13 protein-coding genes are annotated in these 16,702 nt (G+C 65.3%); 8 read left to right on the top strand and 5 right to left on the bottom strand.

Features of this window, described 5'->3' with window-relative positions; genetic code table 11:
• Positions 1 to 5: 5 nt before the first annotated feature.
• Together CH276_RS22385 and CH276_RS22380 are read right to left on the bottom strand one after the other, a co-directional pair.
• Positions 6 to 611 (bottom strand): PadR family transcriptional regulator, encoded by a 606-nt coding sequence (locus CH276_RS22385; RefSeq protein ID WP_032396495.1) that lies wholly within the window; start codon positions 609 to 611, stop codon positions 6 to 8.
• A gap of 288 nt (positions 612 to 899) precedes the next feature.
• Positions 900 to 1,103 (bottom strand): cold-shock protein, encoded by a 204-nt coding sequence (locus CH276_RS22380; RefSeq protein ID WP_008714360.1) that lies wholly within the window; start codon positions 1,101 to 1,103, stop codon positions 900 to 902.
• Between the two features lie 174 nt (positions 1,104 to 1,277).
• Here CH276_RS22380 and CH276_RS22375 point away from each other — a divergent pair, with 174 nt between their 5' ends.
• Together CH276_RS22375 and CH276_RS22370 are read left to right on the top strand one after the other, a co-directional pair.
• The gene (locus tag CH276_RS22375; RefSeq protein WP_094629617.1) at positions 1,278 to 2,030 is read left to right on the top strand and encodes a GNAT family N-acetyltransferase; all 753 of its coding nucleotides are present in this window, start codon (positions 1,278 to 1,280) and stop codon (positions 2,028 to 2,030) included.
• Between the two features lie 57 nt (positions 2,031 to 2,087).
• Entirely contained in the window at positions 2,088 to 3,107 is a 1,020-nt protein-coding gene (locus CH276_RS22370) for a glutathione S-transferase family protein (RefSeq protein WP_094629616.1), read from the top strand.
• Here the strand turns inward: CH276_RS22370 and CH276_RS22365 are convergent.
• Together CH276_RS22365 and CH276_RS22360 are read right to left on the bottom strand one after the other, a co-directional pair.
• A complete protein-coding gene (locus CH276_RS22365) occupies positions 3,089 to 3,490 on the bottom strand; it encodes a VOC family protein (RefSeq protein ID WP_176459377.1) in 402 nt (133 codons plus the stop codon). The genes CH276_RS22370 and CH276_RS22365 overlap by 19 nt on opposite strands.
• Positions 3,474 to 4,322 carry a helix-turn-helix domain-containing protein gene (locus CH276_RS22360; protein ID WP_176459376.1) on the bottom strand — a complete coding sequence of 283 codons (849 nt, stop codon included), beginning with the start codon at positions 4,320 to 4,322 and terminating at the stop codon, positions 3,474 to 3,476. The genes CH276_RS22365 and CH276_RS22360 overlap by 17 nt, the downstream gene beginning before the upstream one ends.
• A gap of 97 nt (positions 4,323 to 4,419) precedes the next feature.
• Between CH276_RS22360 and CH276_RS22355 the strand changes: the two genes are divergently transcribed.
• From CH276_RS22355 to CH276_RS22330, 6 genes are all read left to right on the top strand, one after another.
• Positions 4,420 to 5,139, top strand: coding sequence for a hypothetical protein (locus CH276_RS22355; protein ID WP_094629613.1), 720 nt, complete (start codon positions 4,420 to 4,422; stop codon positions 5,137 to 5,139).
• A 43-nt stretch (positions 5,140 to 5,182) separates the two neighbouring features.
• Positions 5,183 to 6,022 carry an LLM class F420-dependent oxidoreductase gene (locus tag CH276_RS22350; RefSeq protein ID WP_094629612.1) on the top strand — a complete coding sequence of 280 codons (840 nt, stop codon included), beginning with the start codon at positions 5,183 to 5,185 and terminating at the stop codon, positions 6,020 to 6,022.
• Between the two features lie 122 nt (positions 6,023 to 6,144).
• Positions 6,145 to 7,188 (top strand): ABC transporter ATP-binding protein, encoded by a 1,044-nt coding sequence (locus CH276_RS22345; RefSeq protein WP_094629611.1) that lies wholly within the window; start codon positions 6,145 to 6,147, stop codon positions 7,186 to 7,188.
• Positions 7,185 to 7,955: an ABC transporter permease gene (locus CH276_RS22340; RefSeq protein WP_094629610.1), complete on the top strand. Its 771-nt coding sequence runs from the start codon at positions 7,185 to 7,187 to the stop codon at positions 7,953 to 7,955. Before CH276_RS22345 ends, CH276_RS22340 begins: the two co-directional genes overlap by 4 nt.
• 182 nt (positions 7,956 to 8,137) lie before the next feature.
• The gene (locus CH276_RS22335; protein WP_094629704.1) at positions 8,138 to 11,872 is read left to right on the top strand and encodes an ABC transporter ATP-binding protein; all 3,735 of its coding nucleotides are present in this window, start codon (positions 8,138 to 8,140) and stop codon (positions 11,870 to 11,872) included.
• 110 nt (positions 11,873 to 11,982) lie between these two features.
• Entirely contained in the window at positions 11,983 to 15,786 is a 3,804-nt protein-coding gene (locus tag CH276_RS22330) for a multifunctional oxoglutarate decarboxylase/oxoglutarate dehydrogenase thiamine pyrophosphate-binding subunit/dihydrolipoyllysine-residue succinyltransferase subunit (RefSeq protein WP_094629609.1), read from the top strand.
• 211 nt (positions 15,787 to 15,997) lie between these two features.
• Here CH276_RS22330 and CH276_RS22325 read toward each other — a convergent pair whose 3' ends face one another.
• A complete protein-coding gene (locus CH276_RS22325; protein WP_094629608.1) occupies positions 15,998 to 16,657 on the bottom strand; it encodes a TetR/AcrR family transcriptional regulator in 660 nt (219 codons plus the stop codon).
• Positions 16,658 to 16,702: the final 45 nt, after the last annotated feature.

Genomic DNA, 16,702 nt, shown 5'->3' with positions numbered 1-16,702 from the left:
TTCTCCTAGTCCCGATCCGTCAGGGTCGTGTGGTGTGCGGAAATCTCGTGCGGCCACGGCAACGCGCCGCTGTCGACGCGATCGATGTAGCTCGTCAACCAATTCACTTCGGCGGACAACATGTGGTACGTGTAATCGATTCCGGCCCAGTAGATTTCGGACACCTTGCGTTCTGCTGCCAGGCGCTGGTAACCGGACAGTTCCTCGATCTCGAGCGACAGGTCTTCGATTCGTGCACGGAGCAGGGCGATCGCCTGGGACGCCGGTAGGTTGTGCATCTCGGACAGACCGAGGGTGAACTGCGGATACTCACGCACCGGGGTGCGGAGGATCTCGGTGAGCCTGTCCAGGAGAACGCGTCGGCCGGCGGGCGTGATCTCGTAGGTGGTGCGCTCGGGTCGGTTGCCGCCGCGGTCCGTTCCGACCTCGGCGACCAGTTCCTGCCCGTGGAGTCGCGCAACGGCGTGGTACAGCGACCCCGGTCGAACCTTGACGATTCGATCTTCCTTACGCTCCAGCAGCAGTTGGTACATCTCGTAGGGATGCATGGCACCTTCCGAGAGCAGTGCCAGGACCGATACGCCCAGCGGGTTCACTGCCGCCCCTCGCATCGCACTCCCTCCCGATACCCCAGTCGAATTATTCCAACTGGAATATAAGCTCGCGGGAAGGCCGACTGCAACCAGGACAATGCTCCGACCTGGGGATCAATCGGACATACGGCACATGATGTCCTGGAAATGCAGAAGGGACATCGACCGAGGTCGATGTCCCTTTCGACAGACGAAGGCCGGATACTCGGAATCTCTTCCGTGTATCCGGCCTTGTCACCGAATTTCTGGTGGGATTTACTTCGAGAAGCTCACTCCACCAGGAGAAGTCGGGTTACGAAGCTTGAATCAGATGGCGCGGACGCCGGTAGCCTGGGGGCCCTTCTGACCCTGGCCCACCTCGAACTCCACGCGCTGGCCCTCGTCGAGCGACTTGAAGCCGCTACCCTGAATCTCCGAGTAATGAACGAAAACGTCCGGTCCGCCACCATCCTGCTCGATGAAGCCGAAGCCCTTTTCGCCGTTGAACCACTTCACACTGCCCTGCGTCATTCTGTAAACCTTCTGTAAGCGAGCTAGATCTTCACGTCGAAGCTCTAATCTCAAATCCGAGTCTGCCATCTATCGGCGCTGAGCGAAACACCGGGGGCGAAAAAGTTCGAAAGATTGCTTTGGGACGGTGAAACCGAAATGGAGCCCTGCGGCCCTGTGGCTAATGTTTCGAGCGTGAATTCCCCTCTGCCCGACGCGGGTCCGTTCGATCGCCACCGACTCGACATCGTCCGGTTGGCGTGGTGTCGACAGCTGCAGATGGACGATCGAGCCCTCGACACCGACTCCGACCGCGTCGAACATGTCGGTGCCACCGAGGACATCACCGTCCTGCGACTGGCCGAGACCACCCTGATCTCCGGTCCGTCCTGGGCGGTGGACGCCTCGCGCACACTCACCGGCCATGCCGGTACCGACCGCACCTGGATCTCGGCGCTGTTGGGTGACCGATCCGAGCGCTATGACATCGGCACACACACCGTGGCCTACGGGTCGGACATCGGCCACACCATCGACGTACACGACCCGCTGATCTCCCACGAAGCGGAGCATGCGCGCAACCTGGCTGCGCACTGCAGTGAAGCCGACGTCGCCGAGGCGTTCGACGAGCCGGTCTCACGGCACTGGTTCACTCTGCTCGGCGACGACAGGCCTGCGGACTCGGCGCACTCCCTCGCGTCGGCCGGCTACTCGGAGCAGCAGCTGATCCTGGCCGACATGCGTGTCCTGACGGACGCGAACCATCGCCGACGAGGCCACGCCCAGGTGGTCGGCAGGCTGGCGACCAACGACGCCATCGACGACGGCCTGATTCCGCAATGGCGATCGCGACCGGAGAACGCCAGTGCTCGACGCCTCGCCGCGCGGCTGGGCTACGTGGAGATCGGCGTCCGTCACACCGCGGTGCTTCGCGGCGATCACGGTTGAGGTACCTCCGGACTGGGTAGCGTCGTCGGGGACCGATCGATGCGAGGAGTGAACACAATGGCAGACGATGCCGCCTACGTGGAACCGGGCAAGGAATTCACGCGCGACACCAATTACATTCCGACGCGAATCACCGCGGACGGCCGAGACGGCTATCCGGTGGAACCCGGTCGGTATCGACTGATCGCCGCACGCGCCTGCCCGTGGGCGCATCGGTCCATCATCGTGCGTCGCCTCCTCGGGCTGGAAGACGTGCTGTCCCTTGGCATTCCGGGGCCGACCCACGACCCGCGCAGCTGGAACTTCCAGGAAGAGCCAGGCGGCGTCGACTCCGTTCTGCAGATCCCGAGGTTGCAGGACGCCTACTTCGCTCGCTTCCCGGACTACGAGCGCGGCATCACCGTCCCCGCCATCGTCGACGTTCCCACCGGCGAGGTCGTCACCAACGACTACCCGCAGATCACCCTGGACCTGTCGACCGAATGGACGCAGTACCACCGCGACGGTGCCCCCGATCTGTACCCGGAAGCGCTGCGCGCCGAGATCGACGAGGTCGCCGATCTGGTGTTCCGAGACGTCAACAACGGCGTCTACCGCTGTGGATTCGCCGGCTCGCAGGAGGCGTACGAAAAGGCCTACGACCGCTTGTTCACGCGCCTCGACTGGCTCGTCGAACGCCTGTCCACCCAGCGCTACCTCGTCGGCGAGCACATCACCGAAGCCGACGTGCGCCTGTTCACCACCCTCGTACGCTTCGATCCCGTCTACCACGGCCACTTCAAGTGCAATCGCAGCAAGCTCAGCGAAATGCCGGTGCTGTGGAACTACGCACGCGATCTGTTCCAGACGCCCGGATTCGGCGACACGGTCGACTTCGACCACATCAAGCGGCACTACTACGAGGTGCACACCGACATCAACCCGACGGGGATCGTGCCCAAGGGCCCGGACCTGGCAGGGTGGCTCGAACCCCACGGCCGCGAATCCCTGGGAGGATCACCGTTCGGCGACGGAACCGCTCCCCCGCCGCCCAAGCCTGACGAGCTCGTTCCGGCCGATCACTGGGTCCCCGCGTAGGTTCCGAACGACCAGTGGACGCCTTCGGCGTCGCGACACGTGAAGCCGCGACTCCCGTAGTCCTCGTCCCGCAAGGGCTGCGTAATCGTGACGCCGGCCGCCACGACACGTGCATGGATCTCGTCGGGGCGATCGGTGACGACGTAGGCACAACCGACGCCGGCCGGCAGACCGGTGAGCGCACCGTCGGCACGGACACTGCCGAGCATGACGCCCCCGCCTTCCGGCCAGCGCAGTTCTGCATGATCGACACGGTCACCTTCGCCGTGGACGGCGGCTTCGGTGAACCCGACAACATCGACGAGGAAGCGAATGGCGGTACGAGCATCGTCGTAACGCAGGCACGGCCACACGGTAGTTCGCGTTTCAGTCATGACTGTCATCGTGCCCGCGCTCGATGACGTGGTCTTGTACGAATGCGAACACTTCTCTCTCGCGCCACACCGAAGGTGCCATACCTGCCATCGCGCGCCAGTCGCGGTTCATGTGCGATTGGTCGTAGTACCCGCAGTCGGCGGCGACGACCGCCATACTCTGCACGATCGGCCGGCGTAGTAGCTGATGGGAGCGATGAAACCTGGCGATTCTGGCGGCCACTTTCGGCGACACGCCATACTCCGCAGTGAATTTCGAGATCAAGTGTCTTGTGCTCCAGCCGATTTCGCGTGCGACGTCGGCAACCCGCGAGGCGGGTTCGCCCGTGAGCGTATCCCACGCCCAGCCCAACCGCGGATCGATCTCTTGGCCGATCAACCTACGCACCAGGATCTCATCGACGACATCGAAGCGTGCGGACCACGTCGCCGCGGCGCAGACCCGCTCACGCATCTCGACAGCGTCGGACCCCAGCAGGTCGTCCAGCCGTACGATCCAGTCACCCAAGTCGGCGGACGGAACACCGAGCAACGTCCGAGATCCCTGCGGGGTGAGCGAAAGCTGAATCCCGTACTGATTGCCGTCGTGCACGATCGTCACCGGCGTCGAGGAGATCCCACCGACGAGGGTTTCGAACGAGCCGTCACCGCGATGCGGCACACCGCGAACTACCACCTCGGGCTCGATTGCCACGATCAGAGTCAGATACGGACTGGGCATCCCGACGTGCTCCCCGGGGGCGTGTCCCCGCAGGCAATACCCGTCGTACGGACGCACCGACGAACGCAGCCGCGCAGAAGGCAACCAGCGCAAACCCTCGGAGACTGCGCCCACCGTCATACGGCTCAGCGTAGAACAGCGCGAAGCGGGGTAACAGAAGTCGATATCTACAGTGGTCTCCGGGTGGGCACCACCGCGGACGGCGAGAAGAGGACCCATGGCAGGTAAGAAGGACGACGCACAGGTCGAGGTCGGGGGTGGAGGCAAGCTCGAACGCGCGCTGGTCAACATCCTCGACAACGCCAGCCGCCTCCAGGGACCCGCCGTCGACAAGTACGTCGCGCACGTGCGTCGAGCACACCCGTACGACACCCCCGCGCAGATCATCGAACGGCTGGAGAAGCGGTTTCTGCTCGCGGTCACCGGCAGCGGTTCCGCGGTGGGCGGTGCCGCGGCGATCCCCGGCGTCGGGACCGTCGCCTCGCTCGCAGCGGTGGGTGCCGAAACTGCCTTCTTCATCGAGTCCTCCGCACTGCTGACACTGTCGGTGGCCGCCGTACACGGCATCCCCGTCGAGAACCACCAGCAACGACGCGCCCTGGTGCTCTCGGTTGCGCTGGGCGAGTCGGGTATGCAGATCGTGCAACGGACGGTCGGCAAGACGGCGAAGAACTGGGGGCCGCTGATCACCTCCCGCATCCCGGGCGGCTCGATGACCAGCATGAACAAGTCGCTGGTGAAGAAGTTCATCACCAAATACCTGGCCAAGCGCAGCGCGCTTCTGGTCGGCAAGATGCTTCCCGCAGGCATCGGTGCGGCGATCGGCGGCGCAGGCAACCGCGCAGTCGGCAAAGGTGTCATCAAGAATGCCCGCGATGCCTTCGGCCCGCCGCCTGCTCGGTTCCCGGAGAATAGGATCATCGAACCGGACGAGTGACCGGCAGCGGAATCTTCGTGACTCTGCCGCGTTGACTTCGAACATGACTTCCACACCTGAACTCGGCAAGTACGGCGTCTGGCGACTGCACTCGGCGTTCACACCCGAACTGTCCCGGGCGATCGAATCCTTCGGCTACGGGACGATCTGGCTCGGCGGCTCGCCGCCCGCGGACCTGACCACCAGCGAGGAGATCCTCGACGCCACCGAGACGGTCGTCGTCGCCACCGGCATCGTCAACATCTGGTCGGACGCAGCGGCCGACGTCGCCGCGTCGTATCACCGGTTGGAGAGCAAGCACCCGGGCCGATTCGTCCTCGGAATCGGCGCAGGCCATCCGGAGGCGACGCAGGAATACACCAAGCCGTACGACGCTCTTGTCGCCTACCTCGACGCTCTCGACGAGGCCGGAGTCCCGGTGGAGCGACGCGTTCTCGCTGCGCTCGGACCGAAGGTGCTCGCGCTTGCGGCCGACCGCACCGCAGGTGCGCATCCGTACCTGACCACCCCCGAGCACACCCGTGAAGCACGCCAGGCGCTCGGACCGAACAAGATTCTGGCACCCGAACACAAGGTGGTCCTCGAGTCGGATCCGGAGCAGGCACGCTCGATCGGCCGACCACCGGTCAACAACCCTTACCTGCACCTGCGCAACTACACCAACAATCTGAACCGACTCGGCTACTCCGACGATGAGATCGGCGACGGCGGCAGCGACCGACTGATCGACGCGTTGGTGGCGCACGGTACCGCCGACGCGATCGCAGCACGGTTGAACGAGCACATCGATGCAGGTGCTTCGCACGTGACACTGCACTCGCTGCCCGACATGGCCGATCCGCTCGAGACCTACCGAGAGATCGCCGCCGCGCTGCATCACTGAAGCGGGACGGCTCGCGCACGTGGGGCCGCACCGGATGTCGGTCGCACCCCGTAGCCTCGAGTACCGGTTGCCGCGCGCAGCCGGTACTCGAGGTGACCTACGGCCAGGGGGATTGCGCACAGATGTCCAGCTATCCGGGAGCGGCGCTCGAAGCGCAAGCACTGACCAAGCAATTCGGCACAGTTCGCGCGGTCTCGGACCTGAGCTTCGTCGTTCCGCGCGGAACGGTCACCGGATTCCTCGGCCCCAACGGATCGGGCAAGACGACGACGCTGCGCATGCTCCTCGGACTCGTCGCTCCCACCTCGGGTGTCGGCCTCGTCAACGGCATGCCGTTCCGCGCGGCGGCCCACCCCGCCCGCACGGTGGGTGCCGTCCTCGACTCGCTGAGCCTGCACCCCAAGCGCAGCGCCGCACACCACCTGAAGATCTACACCGCTGCGATCGGCATACCCGACAGCCGCGCGCTCGACGTCCTGCACCTCGTGGGGCTCGGTGACGTCGCCGACCGCGCCGCAGGCGGTTTCTCGCTCGGCATGCGTCAGCGCCTGACGTTGGCGACAGCCCTGCTGGGGGATCCGGAAATCCTCGTGCTCGACGAACCCGCGAACGGTCTCGACCCCGAAGGAATCGCCTGGCTGCGCGACTTCCTCAAGGCATTCGCCGCGTCGGGTCGCACCGTGCTCGTATCGAGCCACATCCTGCGCGAGATCGAGCAGACCGTCGACAATCTGGTGATCGTCAGCGCCGGCGCACTCGTGTACCAGGGTTCCATCGCGCATTTGCGATCGACACGTCCGAGCCGCGTACTGGTGGCCGCATCGGACCCCGCAGCTTTGGCCTTGGCGTTGGCCTCGAATGGGTTCAACGACAGCCAACTGCTTCCCGACGGACGCATCGGTGTCGCCGGTCCCGACGCGGCGACGATCGCCCGCATCGCGGCCGCCGCCCAGGTGACGATCTTCGGGACCACCGGCGAACACGTCGACCTCGAGCAGGTGTTCCTGTCGATGACCACGGGTCAGTACAACGCCGCACCCGTTCAGCAGAGTCCCCACGGTTACGGCCCGCCGGGTCCTGCGCAGGGTTACGGCCCACCGCCGGGGTACGGCGCTCCGCCGCAGAACTACGGTCCGCCACAGAACTGGAACGGGGGTCAGCGATGAACGCACTGCTGACGTCGGAGATCCGTAAGGTCACCACACTGAAATTCTGGTGGGCGCTGGCGATCGCCCCGATCGTCGTCGGAGTGTTCGCGTCCGTCATCACGTCGGTGATCGCGAATCAGCTGGGTGAATTCGAGGAGGACCTGGACATCTCGGGTGGCGTCGCCTCGATCGGCCTGTACGTCGCCGCCGGTGCCGCGATTCTGTTCGCCGGGATATTCGGTGCCGTCAACGCCGGAACCGAATTTCGCCACAAGACCATCACCACCAGCTTCCTGACCGCTCGCGGCCGCGACGGGGTGATTGCCGCCAAACTCGTCGTCACTGCGCTGTTCGGCCTCGGATACGGCCTGGTGGTGCTGCTGGCCAGCTTGATCTGCCTGCTGATATTCAACGAGCGGACCGTGCTGCTGGACGGCGCGTTCGTCGGCGTGGTGTTGTCGTGCCTCCTCGCAGTCGTGCTGTGGTCGATGATCGGTGCCGGCCTGGGTCTGCTGCTCAAATCTCCGACGTGGGCCGCGATCGTGCTCGTCGCCTGGCTGCCGTTCGGCGAGGGTCTGCTCTCGCTGATCCTGTTCGGACTCGGGCTCGGATCGGTCGCCGTAGCGCTGCCGTCGAACCTGACTCTGCCGACCATGGCGGCGACTCAACTCGACGACGCCGGCGACCTGGCGTCGTGGCCGTGGGCACCGCTCGGACTCGCGCTGTGGGCCGCGGTCCTCACCGGCGTCGGCTGGTTCCTGGCCCGCACCCGCGACATCGACTGACGTCGCTTCGTTCGCGGGCCGACCCTGTCGGTACTCGGGTCTACCGTGGTGAGGCGATGGCACACAGTAATGCGGTGAAAGACCGTGCAGCGGCACCCGGACGCAGCTCGTCGACACTCGACAGCGCAGAACCCGCGTCGAGGCCCCGGCGTGGGTGGATCAGACGTCTGATCGCGCAGTGCATGCTGCATCGACGCACCGCACTCGGAGCACTGGGCGTGACGATGATCGCCGCGGTCATCGACATCTCGTTCCCGCTCCTCACCAGGGTCGCCATCGACGACGCGACGGCCGGCAGAGGCGAGAAGATCGCCGCCGTCGCCGCCGCCATCGCACTGTTGGGCCTGGTGCGTTTCGCGTGCCAATTCGGTCGACGCATGCTCGCCGGCCGGCTCTCGATCGACGTCCAGCACGATCTACGCCTCGACCTGCTCGCGTCACTGCAGCGGCTCGACGGGCGCAAGCAGGACGAGATCCGTACCGGGCAGGTCGTCTCGAGATCGATCACCGACCTCCAACTGGTGCAGGGGCTGCTGGCCATGGTGCCGTTGTCGGCGGGAGCCGTCCTGCAGTTCGTGCTGGCGCTGGCTGTGATGGCGTATCTGTCGCCGCTGCTCACCGTTGTCGCGGTACTCATCGTTCCTGCGGTCGGCATCGTGGTCTACCGAATTCGGCCCACTCTCTTCGCGGCCACCTGGTCGGCGCAGCAACGCGCCGCCGATCTGGCACAGCACGTCGAGGAGACGGTCACCGGCGTTCGGGTGGTCAAGGGCTTCGGGCAGGAAGCCCGCGCGGTCGATCGCATCGAGACACTGGGTCGCAGGTTGTTCGCCGAGCGCATGCGGTCGGCGAAGATCAACTCACGGTTCGCACCGTCGATGGCCACCATTCCTCAACTCGGACTGGTCGGAGTCATCGCCCTCGGCGGCTATCTGGCCCTGGAAGGCCACATCACGATCGGCACCTTCCTGGCCTTCGCCACCTATGTCGCGACTCTGTCCGCCGTGACCCGCACCGTCTCGTCGGTGGTGATCATGGCCCAACTCTCCCGCGCGGCCGTCGAGCGCGTCTACGAGGTGGTCGACACCGAGCCGTCCGACCCGGAACCGGCCGAACCCGTCGCGTTGCCCGACGGCCCGCTCGGAGTCCATATCTCCGAGGTGACCTTCGGATTCGAACCCGAACGCGACGTGCTCACCGGCCTGGACCTGACCATCTCGCCCGGTGAGACGGTGGCCGTCGTCGGTCACGCGGGCTCGGGAAAGACCGCACTCGCACTCCTGCTCCCCCGCTTCTACCGCCCGACTCGGGGGCAGATTGCGCTGACGTCCGACGGAACGTCGATCGACATCGACGACCTCGACTCGACGTCGCTCCGCGAGGCGGTCTCGCTGGTGTTCGACGAGCCGTTCCTCTTCTCCGACACCATCGCCGCCAACATCGCCCTCGGCAGGCCCGACGCCACCGCGGAGGACATCAGGCATGCGGCGCGGCTCGCGCAGGCCTCGACGTTCGTCGAGGCGCTTCCCGAGGGATACGACAGCCTCGTCGGCGAACGCGGCCTCACTCTCTCGGGCGGTCAGCGCCAACGCATCGCACTGGCCCGCGCTCTTCTGGTCGAACCGCGAATTCTCATCCTCGACGACGCCACCTCCGCCGTGGACGCCGAGACCGAGGCCGCCGTCTTCGACGCGTTGCGCGGCGTCCGTACTCGCGCGACTCTCGTTCTCGCACATCGCCGTTCGACCCTGACACTGGCCGATCGCGTCGCCGTCCTCGACAACGGCCGCATCATCGACACCGGAACGGTCGACGAACTGGATCGGCGCTGTCCGTTGTTCCGGGCCCTCCTCGCAGGAGGGGACGGCGACGCGAACGACGACACCGACCGGGAACCGACAGCGGAACCGTCCGCCGACACGCTCTGGCCCGAGTCCGCGGCGGAGGCGACCGTCGAGCCCGGCGCGGTGTCAACGCCCGCGCCCGGAGGCGGAGGTGGTCACGGAACTGCGATGGCGGGGGCCTTCGGCTCACTCGCGCCGACTCCGGCGATCTCCCGGGCGGTCGCGGCGCTGCCGCCCGCGACGGAGGATCCGGCTGCATCGGGAGTCGAACTTCGTCGACCCGACCCGGAGTTCCGGCTGTCGAGACTGCTGAGCCCGGTGCGGTTGTTGCTGGCAGCGGTGGTGGTGCTCCTCGCGCTGGACTCACTGGCCTCGATCGCGTTCCCTTCGCTCGTTCGCTACGCGGTGGACAGCGGAGTGGCCGGCGGAGACTCGAACACCCTGTGGATCGCCACCTCGATCGGTGTCGTGTTGGCTGCGGCGAGTTGGTTCGTCGTCTGCTGGACGACGGTCATCACGGCGCGAGCAGGCGAGCGAGTGCTCTTCGGACTCCGGGTGCGCAGCTACGCGCACATCCAACGGCTCGGCCTGGACTACTACGAACGCGAACTGTCGGGTCGCATCATGACGCGAATGACCACCGACGTCGATGCGCTGTCTTCCTTCATCCAGACCGGAGCCTCAACCGCAGTGGTCAGCGTGCTGACCGTCGTCGGCATCGCCGCCGCACTGCTCGTCACCGACCCGGCACTGGGACTGGTGGCGCTGGCGGTGGTGCCGCCCCTCGCCGTGGCCACCGTGATCTTCCGGCGCATCTCGTCGGCGGCGTACTCGACATCTCGCGAGCGCATCTCGATCGTCAACGCCGACTTCCAGGAGAACGTCACGGGACTGCGCGCCGCGCAGGCGTACCGACGCGAGGAGTACGCCGCATCCCGGTTCGCCGAACGCTCCGACCGCTACCGGGTGAGTCGGATGCGGTCGCAGACCGCGATCTCGGTGTTCTTCCCCCTCATCACGTTGCTCTCCGACATCGCCCTCGCCGTCGTCGTTTTCGTCGGCGCGCATCAGATCGCCACCGGCACCACCACTGCGGGCACTCTCGTGGCGTTCGTGCTATATCTCGGGCTGCTCTTCGGTCCGATCCAGCAGCTATCGCAGGTGTTCGACGGTTACCAGCAAGCACGTGTCGGTGTCGGCCGCATCGGTGATCTCCTCCGCACCACGAGTTCGATTGAAACGTCCACCAAATCAGACACCACCGCACTCCCCGGCGGACGCCTGCACGCCGACATACAACTCGTCGACGTCGGTTTTCGGTATGCCGGAGCACAGTCCGACGCCCTGAGTGAGGTAAATCTCACCATCCCCGCCGGCACCACCGTCGCGTTGGTCGGGCGCACCGGCGCGGGCAAATCCACGGTCGTGAAACTGCTGGCCCGCTTCTACGATCCCACCTCCGGATCGGTGCGCGTCGGCGGCCACGATCTACGCGACTATCGCCTCTCGGACTACCGGCACCGACTCGGCGTAGTACCGCAGGAAGCGCACCTGTTCACCGGGACCGTCGCGTCGAACATCGCCTACGGCAGGCCCGACGCCACCCGTGCCGACATCGAGAACGCGGCCCGATCCGTGGGAGCTCTGAGCACCATCGCCGCACTTCGCGGCGGTATGCACCAACCTGTCGGCGAGCGCGGTCAAGGGCTGTCCGCGGGTCAACGACAGCTGATCGCACTGGCCAGGGCCGAGCTGGTCGACCCCGACCTTCTCCTGCTCGACGAGGCCACCGCCACGCTCGATCCCGCGACCGAGCGCACCGTGCTCGCAGCCAGCAGTGCCGTCGCACGCACCCGCACCGCGGTGGTCGTCGCGCACCGCTTGGCGACCGCCGCACGAGCGGATCTGATCGTGGTCGTCGACGGCGGCCGTATCGTGGAAGTGGGTCGACATTCGGAGCTGCGCACGCAGGGCGGGTTCTACGCGCAGTTGTGGACTGCAGCCGAAACGAACCGAGGGAATAATTCGATAGTCCAAGGTGTCATCGACAACGAGGCCGATGGTTACCGGTGAGTACATATCACAGCTACGTCCCGGACGCACGTGAGCTGGACCAAAGGTCTAGCCTGGACACGTACGCGCGCTGAACGGGAACGAAGACAGAAACGAGGCGAACTACTGCCGTGAGCAGCAGCTCTACTACCCAATTCGGACAAAATCAATGGCTGGTCGACGAGATGTACCAGCGATTCAAGAAGGACCCTTCATCCGTCGACGCGAGCTGGCACGAGTTTCTGACCGGTTACGACCCCGATGCAGCGACCGACGAGACCGCCGGATCCAACGGTGCTGCCGGTAACGGCGCATCCTCGAACGGCAGCTCGACCAAGTCCGCGCCTCCCGCAGCGCCCGCGCCACCAGCCCAGACGGCCGCTTCTGCTTCCGACAAGACCGACGCGCCGAAGGCCGCAGCACCCAAGGCAGCTCCGAAAACCGCCGCTCCCAAGGCCGAAGCCTCGAAGCCTGCCGCCGCCAAGCCTGCCGAGAAGAAGGCAGCACCGGCGAAGTCCGCTCCCGCAAAGCCCGCCGCAGCCGAGTTCGGCGAGGAGTCGAGCAAGGTTCTGCGCGGCGCTGCTGCAGCGGTGGCGAAGAACATGTCCGCCTCGTTGCAGATTCCGACCGCGACCAGCGTCCGTGCGATCCCGGCCAAGCTCATGGTCGACAACCGTCTCGTGATCAACAACCATCTCGCTCGCACCCGCGGCGGCAAGATCTCGTTCACGCACCTGCTCGGCTACGCCATCGTGCAGGCCGTCAAGGCGTTCCCGAACATGAACCGCCACTTCGCCGAGGTCGACGGCAAGCCGAACGCAGTGACTCCGGCAGCGATCAACCTCGGTCTCGCGATCGACCTGCCCGGCAAGGACGGCAACCGTTCCCTCGTCGTCGCCGCCATCAAGAACACGCAGGACTTCACGTTCACGCAGTTCTACAACGCGTACGAGGACATCGTGCGTCGTGCGCGCGACGGCAAGCTCACCGGTGAGGACTTCCAAGGCGTCACCATCTCGCTGACCAACCCCGGCGGAATCGGAACCGTGCACTCGGTGCCGCGTCTGATGAACGGCCAGGGAGCGATCATCGGCGCAGGTGCGATGGAGTACCCGGCAGAGTTCCAGGGAGCCAGCGACGAGCGTCTCGCCGAGTTCGGCGTCGGCAAGCTCATGACGCTGACCTCGACGTACGACCACCGCATCATTCAGGGTGCGGAGTCGGGCGATTTCCTCAAGACGATCCACAACCTGCTGATCAGCGACGAGTTCTACGACGAGCTGTTCCACTCGCTGAAGATCCCCTACGAGCCCATTCGCTGGCGCAAGGATCTGCCCGAGGGCACGGTCGACAAGAACACCCGCGTGCTCGAGCTCATCGCTGCGTACCGCAACCGCGGTCACCTGATGGCCGACACCGATCCGTTGCAGTTCACCAAGGACAAGTTCCGGATGCACCCGGACCTCGACGTGATCAGCCACGACCTCACGCTGTGGGACCTCGACCGCGAGTTCAAGGTCGGCGGATTCCACGGCAAGGACAAGATGAAGCTGCGGGACGTGCTCAGCGTTCTGCGCGACTCGTACTGCCGCCACGTCGGCGTCGAGTACACCCACATCCTCGAGACCGAGCAGGTCTCCTGGCTGCAGGAACGCGTCGAGGCCAAGCACGTCAAACCGACTGTGGCGCAACAGAAGTACATCCTGAGCAAGCTCAACGCCGCCGAGGCGTTCGAGACGTTCCTGCAGACCAAGTACGTCGGGCAGAAGCGGTTCTCGCTCGAAGGTGCCGAGTCGGTCATCCCGATGATGGACTCCGTCATCGACCAGAGCGCCGAGTACGCCCTCGACGAGGTCGTCATCGGTATGCCGCACCGCGGCCGCCTGAACGTGCTCGCCAACATCGTCGGCAAGCCCTACTCGAAGATCTTCACCGAGTTCGAGGGCAACATGAACCCGGCCGCTGCGCACGGCTCCGGCGACGTGAAGTACCACCTCGGTGCCGAGGGCACGTACATCCAGATGTTCGGTGACAACGACATCAAGGTCTCGCTCACCGCGAACCCGTCGCACCTCGAAGCCGTCGACCCGGTTCTCGAAGGCCTCGTTCGCGCCAAGCAGGACCTGCTGGACAAGGGCACCGGCCAGGGCGGTTACTCCGTTCTGCCGCTGATGCTGCACGGAGACGCGGCATTCGCAGGCCAGGGCGTCGTCGCCGAGACGTTGAACCTGTCCGATCTGCGGGGCTACCGCACCGGCGGCACCGTGCACATCGTCGTCAACAACCAGGTCGGCTTCACCACCTCGCCGGAGTTCTCGCGTTCGTCCGAGTACTGCACCGATGTGGCGAAGATGATCGCCGCGCCGATCTTCCACGTCAACGGCGACGATCCCGAGGCCTGTGCCTGGGTCGCTCAGCTGGCAGTGGACTTCCGTCAGAAGTTCCACAAGGACGTCGTCATCGACATGATCTGCTACCGCCGTCGCGGTCACAACGAGGGCGACGACCCCTCGATGACGCAGCCGGCGATGTACGACGTGATCGACACCAAGCGCAGCGTCCGCAAGAGCTACACCGAATCGCTCATCGGTCGTGGAGACATCTCGCTCAAGGAAGCCGAGGACGCACTCCGCGACTACCAGGGCCAGCTCGAACGCGTCTTCAACGAGGTACGCGAACTCGAGAAGTACACCCCTGAGCCCAGTGAGTCGGTCGAGCTCGATCAGCAGCTGCCCGCCAAGCTGACCACCGCGGTCGACAAGGCCGTGCTGCACCGTATCGGTGACGCGCACCTCGCCGTTCCCGACGGCTTCAACGTGCACCCGCGCGTCAAGCCGGTTCTCGAGAAGCGCCGGGAAATGGCGTACGAGGGCAAGGTCGACTGGGCCTTCGGCGAGCTGCTGGCACTCGGATCGCTGGTGGACGAGGGACGCAACATCCGCTTCTCCGGCCAGGACACCCGCCGCGGCACGTTCACCCAGCGCCACTCGGTGATCATCGACCGCAAGACCGGTGCCGAGTACACGCCGCTGCAGAACATCGGCAGCGACAACCCTGGCAAGTTCATGGTCTACGACTCCGCTTTGAGCGAGTTCGCAGCCGTAGGCTTCGAGTACGGCTACTCCGTGGGCAACCCGGACGCACTGGTGATGTGGGAAGCGCAGTTCGGCGACTTCGTCAACGGCGCACAGTCCATCATCGACGAGTTCATCTCGTCCGGTGAAGCAAAGTGGGGTCAGCTCTCCGACGTCGTGCTGCTGCTGCCGCACGGCCACGAAGGTCAGGGACCCGACCACACGTCCGGACGCATCGAGCGCTTCCTGACACTGTGCGCCGAGGGCTCGATGACCGTCGCACTCCCCTCGACCCCCGCGAACTACTTCCATCTGCTGCGCAGGCACGCGCGGGACGGCATTCGTCGCCCGCTGATCGTCTTCACCCCGAAGTCGATGCTGCGCAACAAGGCAGCGGTGAGCAACATCGAGGACTTCACCGACGGCAAGTTCCACTCGGTGTTCGATGAGCCCACCTACGACACCGGCACCGGCGACCGCAGCGCGGTCAAGCGGGTGCTGATGGTCAGCGGCAAGCTCTACTACGAGCTCCTCGCCCGTAAGCAGAAGGACAACCGCGACGACGTCGCGATCGTTCGCGTCGAGCAGCTCTACCCCGTGCCGGTTCGCCGCATCAGGGAAGCTCTCGAAAGCTACCCGAATGCAACGGAATTCCGTTGGGTTCAGGAAGAGCCTGCGAACCAGGGTGCGTGGCCTTTCTTCGGTCTCGCACTGCCCGAGCTCATGCCCGAGAAGCTGGTCGGCATCAAGCGCATCTCCCGTCGCGCCATGTCCGCTCCGTCGTCGGGATCGAGCAAGGTGCACGCCGTCGAGCAACTCGAAATCATCGACGAGGCCTTCAAGGCAGTCGGCGAAGACTAGAAACACTCGCGACAGCGGCCCACTCCTTCGGGGGTGGGCCGCTGTCGTCGTTTCTGGGCTCCCCCGTTCGGCGTCAATGGACCACTACATACGTCTGCGCAGTACGACGGTCCATTCACGCGACCCCCGGACACGAGTGAATGGACCCCTGCATACGTCTGAGGAGTGCAAGGGTCCATTGACGCGTGCGGGGGCGGGCGGCGCGGCGGGATCAGGCGTCTGCGGCGGCGTCTCGGTCGGCACCCAGGAGTGCGGAGATCATGTCCGGTGCCAGCGCGACGGCAGGCAGAGCATTGACGTTGAGGTCGATCAGTTCGTCTCGGCCGAGCTCCGGTGCGGTGAGCCAGTTGATGGTCGTTTCCTCGACGAATGCGATCCAGCCGCGAACGGCCAGCACGATGGTGGGGGTCACCTCGATGTCGAGTCCCCCGAGTTGCGCGAGGGTTCGCTCGGCCATGGCGGAGCGAGTCTCCTCGAACACCGCGCGCATCTGCGGATCGCCACTGGGGGTGCCGCGCAGGAGTGAGACGTACATCTGTCGCTTGTCGGTGACGTAATCGACGTAGTTGGCGATGGAGTCGCGCAGAATCTCGTACGGTGGCAGCGACGGATCGGGTGCGGTGCGCTCGAGCATGACGCGCGAGGATTCACGCACGATTTCGAGGTGGAAGTCCTGCTTGGAGGCGAAGTAGTGGAACAGCAGACCTCGGGAGACGCCGGCTTGATCGGCGATGTCCTCGACGGAGATCTGCTCGAGGGGGCGGTCGGCGAGCATTTCGGTGCCGAGCTCGATCAATTGGGCTCGTCGTTGTTGCGGACTGAGTCTCGTCCTCTTCGTGGTCGGTGCGCCGGGACTGTTCACGAACGCCATGCAACCACCCTACTGAATGTTAGTCAATAACTATTGACTCACACT

It is taken from the genome of Rhodococcus sp. 06-470-2 (assembly GCF_002258235.1).
GTDB lineage: Bacteria > Actinomycetota > Actinomycetes > Mycobacteriales > Mycobacteriaceae > Rhodococcoides.
This window is presented reverse-complemented; position numbering and strand designations above follow the sequence as displayed.